Below are 18,852 nucleotides of genomic sequence, written 5' to 3' on the forward strand. Positions count from 1 at the left end.
AATATATTATTTAATGAGAGGAGCTGCTTAAATGTCACGAAAAACGTATGAAAAAATTGCTAATATAAATGGTATGTTTAACGTTTTAGAACAACAAATTATTCATAGTAAAGACATGGCTTTATTTAGAAATGAATTCTTTTATGTAAACCATGAACATAGAGAAAACTACGAGGCTTTACTCATTTATTATAAAGAAAGTGCAAATAATCCTGTTGTAGATGGAGCGTGTTATATTGTAGCCCTACCAGAAATATTTAATAAAGTAGATATTTTCGAATCTGATTTACCATTTACTTGGGTATATGATGAAAATGGTATTACTGAAGAAATGAAAAGTATTAGCGTACCGTTACAATATTTAATTGCTGCTGCACTTGAAGTAACTGATGTAAATCTATTTAAACCATCTGGTTATACAATGGGAATGAATAATTGGAATATCGCTCAAATGAGAATTTTTTGGCAATACACTGCAATTATAAGAAAAGAAGCATTATAAAATATTAAATATCACTTAAGGAAGAAGTCATCAAATAACCGGGCTTCTTCCTTTTTTATAATAAAGGAGACTAAATATGTTCTATAAAGTTACGAATAAAGAAATGTTAGAAGCGTGTTTTGAAATTAGAAAAGAAGTGTTTGTTAAAGAGCAAAATGTGCCAGAAGATCATGAAATTGATGAATATGATGAGAATGCAATTCATGTCATTGGCTATGACAATGATAACCACCCTATTGCAACAGCACGAATACGCTTATTGAATGAAACTACTGGAAAAGTCGAACGCGTAGCAATTTTAAAAGATTATAGAGGTCGAGGCTTAGGATTAAAATTATTGAATTTTGTTGAACAAACAGCTAATGAAAATCAATTAACATTTTTAACAATGAATGCTCAACACTACGCAATCCCCTTTTATGAAAAATTAGGTTACAATGTTTTAGGCGAACCATTTGATGAAGAAAATATTAAGCATATCGTTATGGAAAAACATTTGTAACATATAGTATTCTCAAATTATTTTCTTTGTCATACTTTGTAATATTTCATTAACCACAAATTAATTTTTTATATGAAATTACTTGCGTACTATCAATGTTTAAACCCCTTACATCGCAATAAATTTAAAAGATTATAGGTTAAAGTTCTATTACAAATCTGTTAAAAACAATACACTTTTATTTTCGCATATTATAATTAATACAAATTCATAACATACAAGGAGTAATTATAATAATGGCGAAAAAATTCAATTACAAATTACCGTCAATGGTTGCACTAACTTTATTTGGAACAGCATTTACGGCTCACCATGCAGATGCAGCAGAAGCTACTCAAGACCAAACTAAAAACAAGAATGTACTGGATGACCAAACAACCTTAAAACAAGCTAACAATGCTAAAAAAGAAGTGAGTAACCCAACACAAAATATTTCTGGTACTCAAACTTATCAAGATCCAACTAAAGTAAAACCTGTACAGACTACTTCTACAGAAGATAATGATACATCTAAACAAAATGATACTGCAGATGTAACAAATATTACTAATACAACAAGTGATAGTACAAATTCTGATAAAGAATCTAAACAAAATGATACTGACAATCAAAAAGATGTGAGTACTGATGCTACTGATAATCAATCAACAACTAACGTTGACTCTGATAAATCAACTAACGATAATAATGAAGCTGTTAAAGAACAAACTGACAATAACACTAATGCTCAAGCTCAACAGCAAACTCAAGATACAGATAATAATGTAAAAAATAAAACTAGCCAAGAAACTAGTCAAAATGAAAACACTGAATCTACTAACCAATCAACTAAGCAAACAGTTAAAAATAATGGTGGTTATAGTTTAATTGATGATGAAGATGATGTTGAGAGTGAAAATGTGTCAGATAACAATTCAAATGACACTACTAAACAAACAGTAACAACTGCACAATCTGAAAGTAATAAAACAGATAAATCAGCTATCTCTAATCAAACTACAAAATCAACAAACACTAATACAACAAACACTAAAAATGATACTAAGGAATCAGCTAAAGTTGAATCAGCTAAAGTGAACGATTCATCAAATAATCAAGTGTCTACTTTTAGATCAGTAGCCAAACCAAGAATGATGTATGCAACTGCTAAAAAAGCAACATCTTCTTTACCAAAATACAAACCAGCAGTGAAATCTTCAATAAATGATTATATTCGTAAAAAGAATTTTAAAGCACCTCAGATTGAAGAAGATTATTCAACTTACTTACCTAAATATGGATACAGAAATGGTGTAGGTAAACCTGAAGGAATTGTTGTCCATGATACAGCTAATGAAAATTCAACAATTACGGGCGAAATCAATTACATGAAGAACAATTACAACTCAGCTTTCGTACATGCGTTTGTAGACGGCAACAGAATCATCGAAACTGCCCCTACTGATTACTTATCATGGGGAGCTGGTCCATACGGTAATGAACGTTATATAAACGTTGAAATTGTTCATACACATGACTATGATTCATTTGCACGTTCAATGAACAACTATGCTGATTACGCTGCAACACAATTACAATATTATGGTTTAAAACCTAATAGCGCTGAAAACGATGGTAGCGGTACTGTTTGGACACATTCAGCAATTAGTAGATGGTTAGGTGGTACAGACCATGCTGACCCACATGGTTACTTTAAACAACATAATTATAGTTATAATGAATTATACGATTTAATCAATGAAAAATATCAAATTAAAATGGGACAAGTTGCACCTTGGGGTACTACTTCAACAAGTACAACTAAACCTTCTAGTGGAAGTACAACAACTAAACCTACTACTAAACCTTCAACTAGTAATAGTAAATTAACAGTTGCTGCAAATAATGGTATGGCTCAAATTAACACAAAAAATAGTGGACTATACACAACTGTTTATGACAAAAAAGGTCACTCTACTAAAGAAGTACAAAAAGCATTATCAGTAACTAAAACTGCAACATTAGGTAATGATAAATTTTACCTTGTACAGGATTATAATACTGGGGAAAAATTTGGTTGGGTTAAACAAAATGAAGTAATTTATAATACAGCTAAATCACCAGTAAAAGTTAATCAATCTTATAATGTTAAATCTGGTACTAAAGCTTATACAGTACCTTGGGGTACTAGTAAACAAGTAGCTGGTACAGTTTCAGGAAAAGGAAATCAAACTTTTAAAGCTACTAAACAACAACAAATTGATAAATCAACATATTTATATGGTACAGTTAACGGTTTAACTGGATGGATTAGTAAAGCTTATTTAACTACACCTACTAACACTACTAAACCAGCTACAAAACCAACAACTAAGCCTACAACTACTAATAATAAATTAACAGTTGCAGCAAATAATGGCGTAGCTCAAATCAATTCTAAAAATAGTGGTTTATATACAACTGTTTACGATAAATCTGGTAAAACAACAAAAGAAGTACAAAAAACATTAGCAGTTTCTAAAACAGCTACATTAGGTAATGATAAATTTTACTTAGTTCAAGATTATAATACTGGCAAAACTTATGGTTGGGTTAAACAAGGAGATGTAGTCTATAATACGGCTAAATCACCTACTTCTGTAAATCATTCATATAGCGTTAAACCTGGTACAAAAGCTTATACAGTTCCTTGGGGTACTTATAAACAAGAAGCAGGAACAGTTTCAGGTAACGGTAACCAAACATTTAAAGCTACTAAACAGCAACAAATTGATAAAGCTACTTATCTATATGGAACTGTAAATGGTATCACTGGTTGGATTAGTAAGTATTATTTATCTGAACCAACTTCAACTAAATCAACTGTTGCTAAACCTAAAATGGCTTTTAAATCATATGCTGTAACAAACGAAGAAACACCTAAAACTCAAACTACGGCTAAAACTAACATTACTCAAACTACTAAAAAAATTGGTCAAGTAAAACTTAACAACTCTGGTATTCGTAGTTCTGTATATGATAAAACAGCTAAAAGTGGTACTAAATACGCAAATCGTACTTTCACAATTTCTAAACAAAGAACTGAAGGTAATCAAACTTATGTGTTATTACAAAACACAGTATCAAACACACCATTAGGCTGGGTTAACATTAATGATATTAATGTTCAAAACCTAGGAAATGAAGCTAAAGAAACAGGTAAATATAAAGTGAATAGCAATAATAATGGGCTTTATTCAATTGCATGGGGAACTAAAAACCAACAATTATTACCTACAAGTCAATTAGTAAATCAAACTTTTAACGCTTCAAAAGCTGTATATGTAGGTAACGAAAAATATTTATATGGTACAGTTAACAATCGCACTGGTTGGATTGCAGCAAAAGACTTAGAACAATCTAATACTAACAATCCTGCAACGCCATATAATTATACTTTCGTTATCAAAAATAATAATGGTTATTATTATGATGATCCTGCTGCAAAGAACGGTTATTCATTAAAAACTTATTATGAAAAACCATTTGTAGTCATTAAACAAAAACAACAAAATGGTGTTACTTGGTATTACGGTAAATTAACTAATGGTAAATATGCTTGGGTTAAAGCAAACGATTTAACAAAAGAATTGGTTAAGTATTCAAATACAGGACGTACATTAAACCAAATGGCTTCTATTCAAAGTAATTTAAGCTATGGCCCACAAGTTCAAAGAACTCCTGGCGTATGGTCAAATGCAACTTACTATGAAACAAAAAATGCTATGGATTCTAATAAATTAGCTAAAAATCCTGTATCTAAATATCAATTTTTACGTTTAGATCAACCACAGTATTTATCTGAAGCTACTTTAAATAAATTACTTAAAGGTAAAGGCGTACTTGAAAACCAAGGTGCAGCATTTAGTCAAGCGGCTAAAAAATATGGCTTAAATGAAATTTACTTAATTTCACATGCTTTATTAGAAACTGGAAATGGACAATCTCAATTAGCTAAAGGTGCTAACATTACAAACGGTGTAGTAAATACTCGTTCTGCAACTAAATATCATAATGTATTTGGTATTGGTGCTTATGACTATAATGCTCTAGGCGAAGGATTAAACTTTGCTAAAGCGTCTGGTTGGAATTCAGTTTCAAAAGCGATTATCGGTGGAGCTAAATTCATAGGTAATTCATATGTGAAAGCTGGACAAAACACGTTATACAAAATGCGTTGGAATCCTGCACACCCAGGTACACATCAATATGCAACAGATATTAATTGGGCAGATTCAAATGCACAAGTATTAAAAGGATTATATGATCAAATCGGAGAAGTTGGTAAATTCTTTGATATTCCTACATTTAAATAATTCTTATTTCGACTAACAAGATAATTCTTGTTAGTCGATTTTTATTACGTCCCCCTTCTCTTTTCTATGATCCTATAACCTTTAAAAGGAAATTTTCTTGTTAATATTATTCCGATATAAATAAAGAAAGCAATTTCTATCTTATTTCAATAGAAATTGCTTTCTTTATATTTATTAAATCTATAAATCATTGACTCACGACATTTTTAATATCTTTATCATCCATTAATGAAAACTATGGCGACTATTTAACTTGTTTAATAATTGATTTAAACTTTCGATTTCGTTTTCTGATAAGCATTGACATCTAGCCTCTATTAATTCACATCGAGCAGTATTTATCTGCTTAATTAATGCTCGTGCTTCCTCTGTAAGAATTAATTCCTTACATCTTAAATCTTCATGTGACTGCTGACTTGTAATATATCCTTTCAATACAAGTTTTTTAATCCATCGTGACACAATCGATTGTTCTCGACTAATCTTCATTGTTAAATCATATTGTGATAAACGGTCGTAATTATACAGTATTCGTAATAACTCTAATTGTTCTGATGTAATGTCTGTTCTTTGTCCAAAGCGTCGGTTAACTATATTCAAATCGTTGTTAGTAAGTGTAATAAGTTTTTCAAGTTGTTTATACATGCTGTTTCTACTCCACTTTATTTAGTTGATAATATTATATGCTTTTTTTATAAGATATACAATAGAATTTTATATTGTAGTCAAAATCGTTGCATTATCGCCATAAAATATAATAAATTAAGTACAGTTAAACAATAAAAAGGAGACATATTTATGCCTTCCATTAAGGACAGGGATTATTTTTTTGATAATGCCCGAGCGATACTTATATTTTTAGTAGTGTTTGGACATCTATTACAGCCGTATACTTCAGAAGATAAAAATTTATCAGCACTATATCTAGTTATTTATAGTTTCCACATGCCAACATTTTTATTTATATCAGGTTACTTTGCTAAAAATTTAGACAAACCTTATTATTTAGAAAATATTGCTAAAAAATTATTATTACCGTATTTCATATTTTTCGCATTTTACTCGGTGTATTATTTTTTAACTGGAAAAAGCGATAGTTTACAATTAGATCCATTCAACCCTGTATTTGCATTATGGTTTTTATTAACGTTATTCTTCTTCCATGTCGTTTTAGTTATTGTAAGAAGATATAATCCATGGATTGTTCTTACTATTTCCATTGTTTTTTCAGTATTTGCCGGTTATTCGGCTAACATTGATGAATACATGAGTATTTCTCGTACCATTGTATTCTTCCCAATTTTCTATTTAGGTCATTTATTTACTAAAAACCAAAGTATGGTGTTAAGAAGTAAAAAATGGGTGCCTATCTCCATTTTAGTATTTATCCTTTACTTTGTAGGTTATTATTTACATCCAATTAATTCTGATTGGTTATTAGGTAGTACGCCTTATACTTCATTAGAACAAAATGCCGAAGACGTATATAGTCCACTGAAACGTTTACTATTGTATGTAGTTATTTTAGTGTCGATGTTTGCATTCTTAAATTTAACATCTCAAAAATTACGTTTTTATACCTATATTGGTAGTAGGACAATGTATGTCTATTTATTACATGGTTTAATTATTGGTATTATTCGTGGATTTGAACTCTATCCATTTAAATCGCCAATTTCTGTATTTACTTATCTATTTTTATTTATTACATCTGGCATTATAGTTTATATCTTATCGAACCGGTGGATATGTAAATGGACAAATCCAATCATAAACTTAAAATCCCCTTCTAAATTCAAAGGGTAATGTTTATTATAAAATTAATTCGTATACCAAAATGTAGTGCTTAAAATATGTTATGATTGTAATAATTTGAAAGAATTATACGACATTTCAAACATTAAAAGTACTATATTTTGGTATTTTTTAGAGGAGTAATGATTTATGAAATTACAATTAAATGAGCAGTCAAAATTTTTAAAAGCACCTAGTATTCGACAATTTTCAAACCGTATGAAAGATATTGATGATTGTATCAATTTAACAATTGGGCAGCCTGATTTTCATATGCCAGAAGTGGTAAAAGACGCTTACATCAAAGCCATTAAAAATGACCAAACAAGTTATTCTCACAATAAAGGGATCATAGAAGCTAGACAGGCTATAAGTAATTATTATCAAAATAAATATGGTTTCGAATATAGTGTTGATGAAATAATTATGACTAATGGTGCTAGTGAAGCTTTAGATACTACATTGCGTAGTATTATCAATCCAGGAGATGAAATTATCATTCCAAGTCCTACATATGCGGGCTATATCCCTTTAATTCAAACTTTAGGTGCTGTGCCAAAATTTATTGATACTACCGAAACATCTTTCAAAATCACACCAGAATTGTTGAATCAATATATCAATGAAAATACAAAAGCTGTTTTACTTAATTATCCTACAAATCCTACAGGCGTGACATTAAATCGTGAAGAAGTCAGCGATATTGTAAATACATTGTCTAAATATAATGTATTTATCATTAGTGATGAAATCTATGCAGAAAACACGTTTAATGGTGTTCATACTTCTTTCGCTGAATTAGATGAGATTAGAGATCAATTAATACTCATCAGTGGTTTAAGTAAATCACATTCAGCAACTGGTATCCGTGTTGGATTTTTAATTGGACCAGAATATTTAATTGAAAAATTAACTTTCATGCATGCATATAATTGCATTTGTACAAATGTTCCAGCTCAACATGCATGTATCGCTGCATTAAATGAAGGTTTAGAAGCGCCAAAATATATGAATAAAGCTTATATTGAGCGTCGTGACTATTTAATCGAAAAACTTCAAGACCTTGGTTTCGAATTAAATGCTGTACCTGAAGGCGCATTTTACATTTTCCCAAGTATAAAAAATTATACAGATGATGATTTTAATTTTTGTGTTGATGTGTTAGAAAAAGCTCACGTTGCTATGGTACCTGGTTCGTCCTTTACAGATATTGGGAAAGGCCATGTAAGAATTTCTTATGCTTATGATATGTCATTACTCAAAGAAGGTATGTCACGTTTAGAAGATTATTTAAAAGAGCAATATCCGGAACAATTTCCAACTAATAAATAAATCATAAACACAGTAAAAAACCCCTTAAAGTATGATGGCTTTAACACCATACTTTAAGGGGTTCGTTTATATCAAATCTTATGGGAATTTAGGGAATTGGTCAAAGTCAGGGTCACGTTTTTCTTTAAATGCGTCACGACCTTCTTTAGCTTCATCAGTTGTATAATAAAGTAAAGTTGCATCTCCAGCCATTTGTTGTAAACCTGCTAAGCCATCTGTATCTGCATTCATAGCTGCTTTTAAGAAACGTAGTGCTGTTGGTGAATGTTTCATGATATCTTGACACCAAGCAACTGTTTCGTCTTCTATTTGATCTAATGGAACGACAGTATTAACTAATCCCATGTCTAATGCTTCTTGTGCATTATATTGACGACATAAGTACCAAATTTCTCTTGCTTTCTTATGTCCAACAATTCTTGCTAAATAACCAGAACCATAACCAGCATCAAATGAACCTACTTTAGGACCAGTTTGTCCGAAAATAGCATTGTCTGCTGCAATAGTTAAGTCACATACTACGTTTAATACGTTACCTCCACCAATAGCATAACCACGTACCATTGCGATAACTGGTTTTGGAATAACTCTGATTAAACGTTGTAAATCTAATACATTTAAACGAGGAATGTCATCTTCGCCAACATAACCACCGTGTCCACGTTTCTTCTGATCTCCACCAGAACAGAATGCTTTATCTCCTTCACCAGTTAAAATAATAACTGATATTTTTTGATCATCACGCGCACGTGAAAAGGCATCAATCATTTCAGCTACTGTCTTAGGTGTAAATGCATTACGTACTTCTGGACGATTAATTGTTACCTTTGCAATTCCATCGTAAAATTCATATTTAATTTCATCATATTCTCTAAGTGTTTCCCACTGTCTAGTCATTTTGCTCCTCCTTTAAAAAACCTAATATTATTGTATCAAATTCCGCGCTATCTTCCACGTGAATTGTATGACCTACTTCAGAAACTATTGTTTTTCTACTATTAATAATTTGTTCATTCATCTTTTGGGCAATATTTACAAATTTCTCATCTTTTTGACCAGCTAATATAATTGTCGGTATTTGAATGTTAATAAGTGATGGCCATAAATTTGGCATTTGCCCTGTACCATAATCTCTCAAAGCTTTTGCTAACTTACTAGGATCTTGATTCATTCTGTTTTGACGAATTTGTTTTTTAACTGATTTATCTAAATCATATTGGGATGCAAATAACGGTAATCTTTCCCAATCGTTAACAAATATTTCCAGTCCAGCAATTTCTAATACTTTCGCTCTAGCATTATCAACTTGTTGTCGTTCTATCTGATCTTCTTCTTTTTGTATACCGGGCGACGTGCTTTCTAATATTAAACCTGACAATTCATTAGTACCATGTAATGCATAGTAAAGTGATACTCTACCACCCATAGAATAACCTAATAAATATTGATGATATTGATGATATTCACTTAATATTTGGTCTAATTTTTGACTTATATATGAAAAGTTCCATTCTTGGTTCATAGGTGAATCATCATTACCATGTCCTGGCAAATCAACAGTCAATACATTAACTTGTTTAGTCAACGTATCTATATGACTATCAAATGTTGATCCATCACTAATAAAGCCATGTAACATAATCAACAATTGATTGGATGGTTTGTTGGATGAATAAAATTTATGATGTAGCATTAATTATTTCACTCAATTTCTTATATAAAATTTGATGTTGCTGTAAATTGTCTTCTCTATCAGTAATGATTTCATATACGATAGCGCCGGATTGTGAAAGCGTCATATCTTTAAATTCAGATAAAGTATTAAAACGTTTGAAATTAAATTCATATAATAATGCGGCATGTTCAAAATCCAACCCAGTTGGTGTACCAAATAAACGCTCAAAGTATTCTGATGCAGATGATTTTTGAGGTAAATATGAAAAGATACCTCCCCCATCATTATTCAATAAAATTACATTTAAGTGTATGTTATTTAATTTTGACATGAGTAGTCCATTCATATCGTGGTAAAAAGCTAAATCTCCAATTAATAAAGTAACATGTTTATGAACTGCCATACCTAATGCTGTAGATACAACACCATCAATACCATTGGCACCACGATTGGCATAGATTTCAGCTTCACTATTAAATAATAGATTATCAACATCTCTTACTGGCATACTATTACTTACAAATAATGCATCTTGTTTAGTTAGTTTTGAAATCAATTCTCCTACATAAGCCCCTTCATCAGTAGCATGTTGTAGATAATCATTTATTTCAATACGAGCTTGCTTTTCTAATGTTTGCCATTTCTCTATCCATGCTTTTCTATTAATAGGTTGGTTATTCTTTAAAGATCTGAAAAAGTCATTCGCAGATATTTCATAAGAAACATCAGGCGGTACTGGAAATACATCAATTTTATCATTATTTTGAACTAATATTTGAAACGCTGATGTAGCCTTCAACCATTGATTTAACTTTTTAGATATAACAGGTTTACCAACTCTAATTACAAAATCGACTTCCCAATCCATACCAGCTCGATACAATAAATCATACGTTGTAATAACATTAGGATGATTATTACGTCTTAACTGACTTAGCGGATCGGCTAACACAGGTAAATCATTTTCAGTTGCATAAGATAATATTTGGTCAACTTCTTGGTGTTGCATATCACCTACTATGATTAAACCTTTATCTTTTTCTATCTTTTCTTTGATTGGCATAACATCAATCATTTTTTGATAATGTGGTAGTGTCTTAGATTCTGATTTTAATAATTCTGTTCTATCTAAATTAGGTGTTAAAGGTTCTCTAAATGGTAAATTAAAGTGAATTGGTCCTTTGTGTGGTCCAAATAAATACTGACTAGCAATTTGCATTTGATAATGAATAGTATCTAGCATATTTGTTGTTCCATCAGCAATTGGCATATCAAATTGGAAATTCACATAGTTACTAAACATATTCACTTGATTAATTGCTTGTGGCGCTCCTACACTTCTTAGTTCATGAGGACGATCACTAGTTAAGACAATAAGTGGTATACGACTAATCTGACTTTCAGCAATTGCTGGTGTATAATTAGCTGCTGCTGTACCAGAAGTACATAATATAGCTACAGGTCTCTCGCTACCTTTTATTAAACCTAGTGCAAAAAAGGCAGCGCTTCGTTCATCTGGATGAATCCAAGTTTTAATGTTTGGATGCGCTTCTAATGCGATAGCTAATGGGGTCGAACGAGATCCCGGACTAATTACAACTTCTCTTACGCCATAAGCATATAATTCTGATGCAAATGTAAATACTTGAGTTGTTAATGCTTCATTATAATTACTCATTTTCATCTACTCCTAATGCATTCATCATTGGTGAAAATTTTACTGCTGTTTCAGCAATTTCACTATCTGGATCAGAGTCTTTCACTATTCCACAACCTGCAAATAATGTTGCTTGATCGCCTTTAATTAACATCGAACGAATAGCTACTATAAATTCACAATCATCATATACATCAATAAAACCTACTGGTGACCCATATAAACCACGTGTTCCAAATTCTTTTTTCTCAATAAATTCTAATGCTTCATCTTTAGGGTATCCACCTAATGCAGGTGTAGGATGCAAACGATCGATTAAACTAATATATGAATGATCATTTAACTTACCTTCTATTTGTGTATATAAGTGATATAAATGGTCATTTTTTAAAATATTAGGTGTTTCATTGTAGTCTACATCTTCAACATAAGGTTGAATATCATTTAAGATACTTTCAACGACAAATTGATGTTCACCTAAATTCTTTTTGTCATTTAGAAAAGCATTTATATTCGCTTGATCTTCCTGTTCATCATGAGATCGTTTAATTGTTCCAGCAACAGCTTTAGTAGATAGAACTTGATTCTCAACTTTGATTAATTGTTCTGGTGTTTGTGAAAAGAAGACAGATTGATTTGATTCAAGTAAAAAGATATAACTGTTTTTTTCATTTTTTAAAGCTTTAGATAAAACATATGGAATGCTGATTTCTTCATCAAATTTAATTAAACGTCTACGTGCTAAGACAATTTTCTTAGAATAATCTATACTTTCGATGGCTTCTTTAACCAAGTCACGCCATTCGTCTAAATAAATATCTTCCATTCTTGTCACATTACCTATATGCTCATCGTATGAATCTACATTGACCTGCTCAAATTGACTAACTAATGTTTTAAAAGCATCTATATCAAATTTATCTCTTTCTGTTGTGTAAGTGATAAAATGACGTTGTCCCTCTGTTGAGATTAAAACTTCAGGTAATACAAAATGATTTAAACCGTATTCTCTCCACTCATCATCTGATTTATGTTTTGAAAATTGAAAACCACCACATAAACGTAAATGGTGTTTTTCACTATCTGGATGTATTAATTCTATATCTTTTTTTAAGGCTTCCCATTCTTTAAAGATAGACTGTTTATTTTCGAAATTATTTTTGAACTTTCGAATTGCATGATATCCGAAATATGAAGATTGATTATCGTTTAGACGTAAATAAAAACGATCACCTGCTTGTGATTCAGTTAAATGAAATAACGTACTTGGATCTATACTTTGGTTGATTTCAACTTCTACTGAGACCCAATCTTTAGAGCTTCCATATAACTTATTGACAATCTCATCTTCTTTAACGTTAACAGCCATTCATTTCACTTCTTTCTTCTATATTTACTCATTAGTATATTGTATCATTTTTCAAACTTAATTTTAGTGGAATTGCTTAATAAAGTAATGCAATTTTTCACGTGAATTGACCTTTATTAATAATTACTTTAAAATATTAATGTTAAAACTATAAAAAAATAAGAGGTTATAAATTATGGCAGATCAATATCAACAATATTCAACTGTGAAAAAATATTGGCAATTAATGAGACCTCATACTTTAACTGCTGCAGTTGTTCCCGTGTTAGTGGGTACTGCATCGGCTAAACTATATCTTCTAGGAAGCGAAGATCATCTAAAATTTAGTTTATTCTTAGCAATGTTACTTGCTTGTTTGTTAATTCAAGCAGCTACCAACATGTTTAATGAATATTACGATTTTAAAAAAGGTCTAGATGATCATACATCCGTAGGTATTGGTGGCGCTATTGTACGTAATGGTATGAGCCCTAAATTAGTTATGAACATCGCAATTGCCTTTTACATTATTGCCGCTTTACTAGGTATATTCCTCGCTTTCCAAAGTTCATTTTGGATTATTCCTATTGGGATTGTATGTATGGCGATTGGTTATTTATATACTGGCGGTCCAATTCCAATTTCTTGGACACCGTTTGGTGAATTATTCTCCGGCTTGTTTATGGGTATGATTATTATTCTTTTATCATTCTTTATTCAAACTGGAAATGTACAAGGATTAATTGTATGGTTAAGTATTCCTATCGTTATTACAATTGGTCTTATTAACATGGCTAACAACATTAGAGACCGTGTTAAAGATAAAGCAAGCGGACGTAAAACTTTACCAATTTTACTTGGTAAACGAGCATCTGTTATCTTTATGGCAACTATGTATATCGTTGCGTATTTAATTGTCATTTTCACTGCATTATTTAAATCTGGTGGATCACTCTTCTATTTATTAGTATTATTGTCATTCCCAATGCCAATTAAAGCTGTTAGAAGATTTAATAAAAACGACACACCAGAAACAATGATGCCAGCAATGGCTGCTACAGGAAAAACAAATACTATTTTCGGTATTTTATATGCATTAGGCATTTATATTAGTGCATTACTTGGCGCAATTTAATTAAATATATAGATAGTCGACAATGAACATGTTCATTGTCGATTTTTTTATTGTTTAATCATATGTTGATATATATGACCGTATAGATCAATATCACTAACTGTTTTAAAACCTAGTTTTTCGTATAATCTTTGTGCTCTAGTATTACCATAATCGCAATTTAAACTCCATTTTTTATCGGAATGATTTTCAATCACATACTTTAATAAACTTGTGGCTATTCCTTTACCTCTATATTCCGGGAAGGTAGCAACTGTTTCGATATACATTTCATCATCTTCTGCTTCTTTAATAGGTAATGGTGTACCAAATGCTCTGATATCTTCATCGAGTGGAAGTTCAAGCCATTTCTTTTCATATTCAAGTTCATTTTCACCATCATATGCAATTAAACAACCTGCTACTTCGCCATCTTCCTCATAAACCCAAACGTTCTCATAATAACTACGATATTTAACATTGACCACACTCAATTCTAAAATATGAATAATTCGTTCTTTACTTATTTGCTTCACCATATCTAATTCCATGTCTTCCCATATCATATAACATAATTCCGCTATTCTTTTATTATCACTAGGATGCGTTTGTCTAATCATCAAATACCCTTCCTTTATTAAGTGTCTTAATTTAATTATATAGAAACTAAGCTACGATATAAACGAAAGTCATCATCTAATTTCCAATAGTTATCATGACTCATTTTAAAATGTCTTTGTTGATATCATAATATATAACACATACCTATAATTACAGTTTAATTGAATAACTAACCCTTAATTGTTTAAAATAAAAATTAAGGAGGCAGTCAATCATGAAAGTGAACAAACTTATTTATATACTTGTAGCAATCTTTTTAGGCGGCGTGGGTGTCCATAAATTTTATGCCGATAAAGTTGGTCAAGGCGTACTACATCTCGTTTTCTTTTGGACAGGAATTCCTAGTATTGTAGCAATTGTACACGCTATTATCGTTGCATTTACTAAAAAAGCTGATAAAGATGGATATATTGTATTCGAAAGGTAAAAAACGATTATAATATTCATATAAAAATCATATCTTACATTTAAAATGTTGAAATTTGGGTATATATAACTTAAATAGAACAAAAATAAAGGGAGATTTTTTAATGATGAATATTATTAAACGCGCAATTAGAATAGTTATTACAGGTTACATTGTAAAAGCTATCCGCAATTTAATTTCAGGTAAATCAAACGGTGGAAAATAAATATTTGAGTTATGTGAAAAAGTCAGTCCTAAATGGGCTGACTTTTTGCTTTACTATAATTTTTTAAGTTCACAAGCTAAATCTTTATCATTTAATTGATCGCTTTGACTAAGATGTATGATAATATTTTCCTTTTCAGATTGAGTTCTATTTTGACTCATTTTAAATGCTGCTTCAAGTTTGTTAATTTTAACTTTAAATCCAACAATACCTTTAATTTGTTGTTTTGCTTCTTTAGATAAATTATTCCAAGTTGCACCATTAGGTCGATGATTTTCATATTTATCAAGCATTTTAATTAATTCACTTTCTAATTCTTCAGTTGTTAATAATTGTCCTGTTCCATATGCATGAACGCTTTGGTAATCCCAAGTCGGCACATCTTCAGTATCATACCAAGTTGAAGATATATATCCATGAGACCCTTGAAAAATGATTAATACTTGCTGATTCTGATCGATCGTTTTCCATTGTTCATTACCTTTAGCAAAGTGACCCGAAATGTATAATTCATTATGTTTTTCTTCAATATTTACTGGTAAATGAGTAGCAATTGGTGTCGTTCCATTATAAGTAACTATCGTGACAAAATTATGTTCATTCATAAATGATTTAATCATTTCATAATCATGGATTTGATATTGCTTTGGAATATACATATAATTCTCCTCCCTTTTATATAGCAATAGACATTATTTCATCAATTTGTTTATCTTCTCCCATATAAAAAGCATGTTCCCCTATTTTTTCAAAGCCAAGTTTTTTATAAAATTGAATTGCTTTTAGATTGTGTTCCCAAACGCCTAACCATATTTTGTTGTATCCATGTTCTCTTGCAACCTTTAAAGCATGATTATAAAGTTCTCTTCCAACACCCATTTTTTGATAATGGTTAAGTACGTAAATTCGTTCAATTTCAATATATTCATTACCAAAATCTTCGGTTTGTGCCTTGTTAATATTGAGTTTTAAATACCCAGCCAATTGATCTTCAACATAAATAAAATATATAAATGAATCTTCATTTTGCAATTCTTTAAGCACATTATTATCAGTGAAAGTTTGTTTCAAATAATTATCAATATCTTCATCTTTATTTTGTGGTCTAAATGTTTCATTAAAAGTCTTATATTCAATATTTTTTAATTTTTCTAAGTTCTCTTCATTACATTGTCTTATTAACATAGTAATAACCCCTTTTTAATATATTCGCTTGTTACCATTTTTAACATTTTTCCAATCCTCAGATATATTATGTTTAACTCTATTCAACATTTTTGATAATTCATCAATTTCTTTATTATTGAATCCCTCTAATGCCACTTCATTGGAATGATTGTTTTCCCTTATAATAAATGGATATAATTTCTGCCCTTTTTCAGTAGGATATAACAATTTGTTCTTTTTATTATTTTCATTATAGGTTTTATATATAAAATTGTTCTTTTCCAAATTTTTAATTGATCTTGATGCTGTAGCTCTATCAATTTTCAACATATCTACAAGTTGCTCTTGTATCATACCTGGATTTTCACAAATTCTTACTAAATAGATAAATTGACCTTTTGAAAGTTTCAAATCTTTAAATTCAATATTACTGATTGAATCTAATGCTCTTGCTATTATTCCTATATCTCTTAAAATATCTTGCAAATTCTACACCTCTTTTTATTGCATTTGCAATAATTTTACAAACTAAGAATAACACATTTATGGTATATTTACGAATTTAATATGATTTTTAGTACATGTTTCTGCGTATCTCTGAATTATTTTAAACTACCTTACCAAATGAATACTAAGTGACAAGAAATAAAAATCAATATATAATAAAATAAATTTTATAAGTAATAATATTTATAACTATATCTAGAGTTTCCTTATTAATATACATGTTAGATTAGTAAACTTATAAAGTTTAATTTTAAATCTTTATTGTTGGAGGTCATGTATCAATGAGAATTGGCATATTATTAATTAGATGGATGTTGGCAGTGTCTTTCTTAGTACATGGAACACTAAAATTCCATGATTTAAATGGAACTATTCATTTCTTAGGTTCATTGGGGCTAACACCTACAATTGCTATTTTAATGTCTATTGGTGAAGTCATTGGTGGAGTTTTTTTAATATTTGGTATCTTAACGCCTTATGTTAATGTTTTTTATATTTCTGTCATGCTTGGATCAATATTCACTTTAAAGATTACACGAGGTTATGTAAGCGGTTATGAGTTTGAAGTTATACATATTGTGATGAATATAGCTGTAATGATGAGTTATAGTTGGAAAAAATGGATTCAATTTTATTAAATAAATTAACTTGGCTGTTGTGATTTTAATATATCAAAACAAATTATTTAAGCAAAAGGAGAATTGATTTTGCAGACACCTGAAGATAAATTGATTGAAAAAGTAAAAGAGCTACGCAAAGAATATGAAGAAAATGAATTGATGACTGAACTCATTCTTGAGTTTTTAGTTAAACAATACGTTAAAGAAGAATATAGGAAGTAATATAACTTAGTAGTGTATTTTAAACGATTAAATTTAGAAACATTTTGATTAGAATCGAATTGAGTTGAAATAATTAACCAAATTTAATAGATTAAAGCCACGTATCAAAAGGATAACTAATAATTTTATAATTATTAAATAAATAAGATAGACTAACTGAATAGTCTATCTTATTTTTTTATTTTTTATCTTTTTTAGTTGGTGATAAAAAATATAATGGTATTAGTATAGCTAATGACAACATTAAATATCGTCTTATTATTTCATAGGTATCTGTCCAAGGAATACAAATTAGGGCAACCCCTACTAATATAATTAATATGAGATAAATATGTTTTTGTCTAATAATACCACCTCTTATAAGACTGCAATAACAAATACTTGGTCTAAAAAATAAATGTTCACTAAAACAATGCTAAATATAAAGTAAATCTTATGATTACTGAATTTCTATTTTTATTATAAAGGCTTATTTGTAAACAAAAAATAAACCTGGAATGGATTTAGACCATTCTAGGCTTTTGAAGTCTAAGCCGACAACCAAACCGACAATATTGAATGAAAATTTAAATGTTGTCGAATTCGTTGACATTTTAATTCAAAACAGATTTTCACCAAAATAAAAAAGAACGTTGATTTAACAACGTTCTTCGGAAATAGTGTTAATCAGATTTTCACTGATTTTTACTAAAATACGGAAACGGAGGGATTCGAACCCTCGCGCCGCTCTCGCGACCTACACCCTTAGCAGGGGCGCCTCTTCAGCCAACTTGAGTACGTTTCCATGGCTCCGCAGGTAGGACTCGAACCTACGACCGATCGGTT

Annotated in this window: 19 protein-coding genes and 2 tRNA genes (1 of these 21 cut by a window edge); 10 read left to right on the forward strand and 11 right to left on the reverse strand. The window is 30.2% G+C overall.

Going from position 1 to position 18,852, the window contains the following annotated elements:
* The first annotated feature begins 31 nt into the window (after positions 1-31).
* The 3 genes from HMPREF3125_RS04575 (at position 32) to HMPREF3125_RS04585 (ending at position 5,338) form a co-directional block, all read left to right on the forward strand.
* Complete coding sequence (locus HMPREF3125_RS04575) at positions 32-502, forward strand: DUF2538 family protein (RefSeq protein WP_017638081.1); 471 nt, start codon at positions 32-34, stop codon at positions 500-502.
* A gap of 76 nt (positions 503-578) precedes the next feature.
* Complete coding sequence (locus tag HMPREF3125_RS04580) at positions 579-1,004, forward strand: GNAT family N-acetyltransferase (RefSeq protein ID WP_070452210.1); 426 nt, start codon at positions 579-581, stop codon at positions 1,002-1,004.
* Between the two features lie 236 nt (positions 1,005-1,240).
* On the forward strand, positions 1,241-5,338 hold the full coding sequence (locus tag HMPREF3125_RS04585) for a glucosaminidase domain-containing protein (RefSeq protein WP_070452212.1): 4,098 nt from the start codon (positions 1,241-1,243) through the stop codon (positions 5,336-5,338).
* 225 nt (positions 5,339-5,563) lie between these two features.
* On the opposite strand, the gene HMPREF3125_RS04590 is transcribed toward HMPREF3125_RS04585, so the two are convergent.
* Positions 5,564-5,983 (reverse strand): MarR family transcriptional regulator, encoded by a 420-nt coding sequence (locus HMPREF3125_RS04590; RefSeq protein WP_029055549.1) that lies wholly within the window; start codon positions 5,981-5,983, stop codon positions 5,564-5,566.
* Between the two features lie 153 nt (positions 5,984-6,136).
* Here HMPREF3125_RS04590 and HMPREF3125_RS04595 point away from each other — a divergent pair, with 153 nt between their 5' ends.
* Both HMPREF3125_RS04595 and HMPREF3125_RS04600 read left to right on the forward strand, forming a co-directional pair.
* Positions 6,137-7,144, forward strand: coding sequence for an acyltransferase family protein (locus HMPREF3125_RS04595; RefSeq protein ID WP_017638077.1), 1,008 nt, complete (start codon positions 6,137-6,139; stop codon positions 7,142-7,144).
* Between the two features lie 138 nt (positions 7,145-7,282).
* Entirely contained in the window at positions 7,283-8,464 is a 1,182-nt protein-coding gene (locus tag HMPREF3125_RS04600; protein WP_070452215.1) for an aminotransferase class I/II-fold pyridoxal phosphate-dependent enzyme, read from the forward strand.
* A gap of 78 nt (positions 8,465-8,542) precedes the next feature.
* Here the strand turns inward: HMPREF3125_RS04600 and menB are convergent, their stop codons facing one another.
* The 4 genes from menB to HMPREF3125_RS04620 are packed head-to-tail and all read right to left on the reverse strand — an operon-like array spanning position 8,543 to position 13,165.
* Entirely contained in the window at positions 8,543-9,361 is an 819-nt protein-coding gene (menB, locus tag HMPREF3125_RS04605) for a 1,4-dihydroxy-2-naphthoyl-CoA synthase (RefSeq protein WP_017638075.1), read from the reverse strand.
* Positions 9,354-10,157: a 2-succinyl-6-hydroxy-2,4-cyclohexadiene-1-carboxylate synthase gene (menH, locus tag HMPREF3125_RS04610; protein ID WP_070452218.1), complete on the reverse strand. Its 804-nt coding sequence runs from the start codon at positions 10,155-10,157 to the stop codon at positions 9,354-9,356. The genes menB and menH overlap by 8 nt, the downstream gene beginning before the upstream one ends.
* Positions 10,144-11,817, reverse strand: a complete 1,674-nt coding sequence (gene menD, locus HMPREF3125_RS04615) for a 2-succinyl-5-enolpyruvyl-6-hydroxy-3-cyclohexene-1-carboxylic-acid synthase (RefSeq protein ID WP_070452221.1) — start codon at positions 11,815-11,817, stop codon at positions 10,144-10,146. The genes menH and menD overlap by 14 nt, the downstream gene beginning before the upstream one ends.
* Positions 11,810-13,165, reverse strand: a complete 1,356-nt coding sequence (locus HMPREF3125_RS04620; RefSeq protein WP_070452224.1) for an isochorismate synthase — start codon at positions 13,163-13,165, stop codon at positions 11,810-11,812. Before HMPREF3125_RS04620 ends, menD begins: the two co-directional genes overlap by 8 nt.
* 175 nt (positions 13,166-13,340) lie before the next feature.
* On the opposite strand from HMPREF3125_RS04620, the gene HMPREF3125_RS04625 reads away from it, so the two are divergent.
* The gene (locus HMPREF3125_RS04625; RefSeq protein ID WP_017638071.1) at positions 13,341-14,279 is read left to right on the forward strand and encodes a 1,4-dihydroxy-2-naphthoate polyprenyltransferase; all 939 of its coding nucleotides are present in this window, start codon (positions 13,341-13,343) and stop codon (positions 14,277-14,279) included.
* A 47-nt stretch (positions 14,280-14,326) separates the two neighbouring features.
* On the opposite strand, the gene HMPREF3125_RS04630 is transcribed toward HMPREF3125_RS04625, so the two are convergent.
* Positions 14,327-14,878 carry a GNAT family N-acetyltransferase gene (locus HMPREF3125_RS04630; RefSeq protein WP_070452227.1) on the reverse strand — a complete coding sequence of 184 codons (552 nt, stop codon included), beginning with the start codon at positions 14,876-14,878 and terminating at the stop codon, positions 14,327-14,329.
* A 215-nt stretch (positions 14,879-15,093) separates the two neighbouring features.
* Here HMPREF3125_RS04630 and HMPREF3125_RS04635 point away from each other — a divergent pair, with 215 nt between their 5' ends.
* Together HMPREF3125_RS04635 and HMPREF3125_RS12995 are read left to right on the forward strand one after the other, a co-directional pair.
* On the forward strand, positions 15,094-15,306 hold the full coding sequence (locus HMPREF3125_RS04635; protein ID WP_017638069.1) for a TM2 domain-containing protein: 213 nt from the start codon (positions 15,094-15,096) through the stop codon (positions 15,304-15,306).
* 103 nt (positions 15,307-15,409) lie between these two features.
* Entirely contained in the window at positions 15,410-15,511 is a 102-nt protein-coding gene (locus HMPREF3125_RS12995; RefSeq protein WP_017638068.1) for an SAR1012 family small protein, read from the forward strand.
* A gap of 53 nt (positions 15,512-15,564) precedes the next feature.
* Here the strand turns inward: HMPREF3125_RS12995 and HMPREF3125_RS04640 are convergent, their stop codons facing one another.
* The 3 genes from HMPREF3125_RS04640 to HMPREF3125_RS04650 are packed head-to-tail and all read right to left on the reverse strand — an operon-like array spanning position 15,565 to position 17,164.
* Positions 15,565-16,170: an FMN-binding negative transcriptional regulator gene (locus HMPREF3125_RS04640; protein ID WP_070452231.1), complete on the reverse strand. Its 606-nt coding sequence runs from the start codon at positions 16,168-16,170 to the stop codon at positions 15,565-15,567.
* A 16-nt stretch (positions 16,171-16,186) separates the two neighbouring features.
* Entirely contained in the window at positions 16,187-16,696 is a 510-nt protein-coding gene (locus HMPREF3125_RS04645; RefSeq protein WP_070452234.1) for a GNAT family N-acetyltransferase, read from the reverse strand.
* A 15-nt stretch (positions 16,697-16,711) separates the two neighbouring features.
* Entirely contained in the window at positions 16,712-17,164 is a 453-nt protein-coding gene (locus tag HMPREF3125_RS04650; RefSeq protein WP_070452237.1) for a MarR family winged helix-turn-helix transcriptional regulator, read from the reverse strand.
* 302 nt (positions 17,165-17,466) lie between these two features.
* Between HMPREF3125_RS04650 and HMPREF3125_RS04655 the strand changes: the two genes are divergently transcribed.
* Together HMPREF3125_RS04655 and HMPREF3125_RS13000 are read left to right on the forward strand one after the other, a co-directional pair.
* The gene (locus tag HMPREF3125_RS04655) at positions 17,467-17,823 is read left to right on the forward strand and encodes a DoxX family protein (RefSeq protein ID WP_017638419.1); all 357 of its coding nucleotides are present in this window, start codon (positions 17,467-17,469) and stop codon (positions 17,821-17,823) included.
* A gap of 69 nt (positions 17,824-17,892) precedes the next feature.
* Positions 17,893-18,027 (forward strand): hypothetical protein, encoded by a 135-nt coding sequence (locus HMPREF3125_RS13000; RefSeq protein ID WP_256219674.1) that lies wholly within the window; start codon positions 17,893-17,895, stop codon positions 18,025-18,027.
* Positions 18,028-18,722: 695 nt separating this feature from the next.
* On the opposite strand, the gene HMPREF3125_RS04660 is transcribed toward HMPREF3125_RS13000, so the two are convergent.
* Together HMPREF3125_RS04660 and HMPREF3125_RS04665 are read right to left on the reverse strand one after the other, a co-directional pair.
* Positions 18,723-18,811: transfer RNA gene (locus HMPREF3125_RS04660), tRNA-Ser, on the reverse strand.
* A gap of 1 nt (position 18,812) precedes the next feature.
* Positions 18,813-18,852, reverse strand: a tRNA-OTHER gene (locus HMPREF3125_RS04665) (it continues 52 nt past the right edge of the window).

Source organism: Staphylococcus sp. HMSC13A10, assembly GCF_001808005.1.
GTDB classification, from domain to species: Bacteria; Bacillota; Bacilli; order Staphylococcales; family Staphylococcaceae; genus Staphylococcus; species Staphylococcus pasteuri.

Coding starts and splice junctions, on each gene's coding strand:
- HMPREF3125_RS04600 (WP_070452215.1), top strand. CDS start 7,283: ATGAAATTACAATTAAATGAGCAGTCAAAATTTTTAAAAGCACCTAGT.
- menD (WP_070452221.1), bottom strand. CDS start 11,817: ATGAGTAATTATAATGAAGCATTAACAACTCAAGTATTTACATTTGCA.
- HMPREF3125_RS04620 (WP_070452224.1), bottom strand. CDS start 13,165: ATGGCTGTTAACGTTAAAGAAGATGAGATTGTCAATAAGTTATATGGA.
- HMPREF3125_RS04625 (WP_017638071.1), top strand. CDS start 13,341: ATGGCAGATCAATATCAACAATATTCAACTGTGAAAAAATATTGGCAA.
- HMPREF3125_RS04635 (WP_017638069.1), top strand. CDS start 15,094: ATGAAAGTGAACAAACTTATTTATATACTTGTAGCAATCTTTTTAGGC.
- HMPREF3125_RS12995 (WP_017638068.1), top strand. CDS start 15,410: ATGATGAATATTATTAAACGCGCAATTAGAATAGTTATTACAGGTTAC.
- HMPREF3125_RS04585 (WP_070452212.1), top strand. CDS start 1,241: ATGGCGAAAAAATTCAATTACAAATTACCGTCAATGGTTGCACTAACT.
- HMPREF3125_RS04655 (WP_017638419.1), top strand. CDS start 17,467: ATGAGAATTGGCATATTATTAATTAGATGGATGTTGGCAGTGTCTTTC.
- HMPREF3125_RS04580 (WP_070452210.1), top strand. CDS start 579: ATGTTCTATAAAGTTACGAATAAAGAAATGTTAGAAGCGTGTTTTGAA.
- HMPREF3125_RS04645 (WP_070452234.1), bottom strand. CDS start 16,696: ATGTTAATAAGACAATGTAATGAAGAGAACTTAGAAAAATTAAAAAAT.
- HMPREF3125_RS04630 (WP_070452227.1), bottom strand. CDS start 14,878: ATGATTAGACAAACGCATCCTAGTGATAATAAAAGAATAGCGGAATTA.
- menB (WP_017638075.1), bottom strand. CDS start 9,361: ATGACTAGACAGTGGGAAACACTTAGAGAATATGATGAAATTAAATAT.
- HMPREF3125_RS04590 (WP_029055549.1), bottom strand. CDS start 5,983: ATGTATAAACAACTTGAAAAACTTATTACACTTACTAACAACGATTTG.
- HMPREF3125_RS04595 (WP_017638077.1), top strand. CDS start 6,137: ATGCCTTCCATTAAGGACAGGGATTATTTTTTTGATAATGCCCGAGCG.
- HMPREF3125_RS04575 (WP_017638081.1), top strand. CDS start 32: ATGTCACGAAAAACGTATGAAAAAATTGCTAATATAAATGGTATGTTT.
- HMPREF3125_RS04640 (WP_070452231.1), bottom strand. CDS start 16,170: ATGTATATTCCAAAGCAATATCAAATCCATGATTATGAAATGATTAAA.
- menH (WP_070452218.1), bottom strand. CDS start 10,157: ATGCTACATCATAAATTTTATTCATCCAACAAACCATCCAATCAATTG.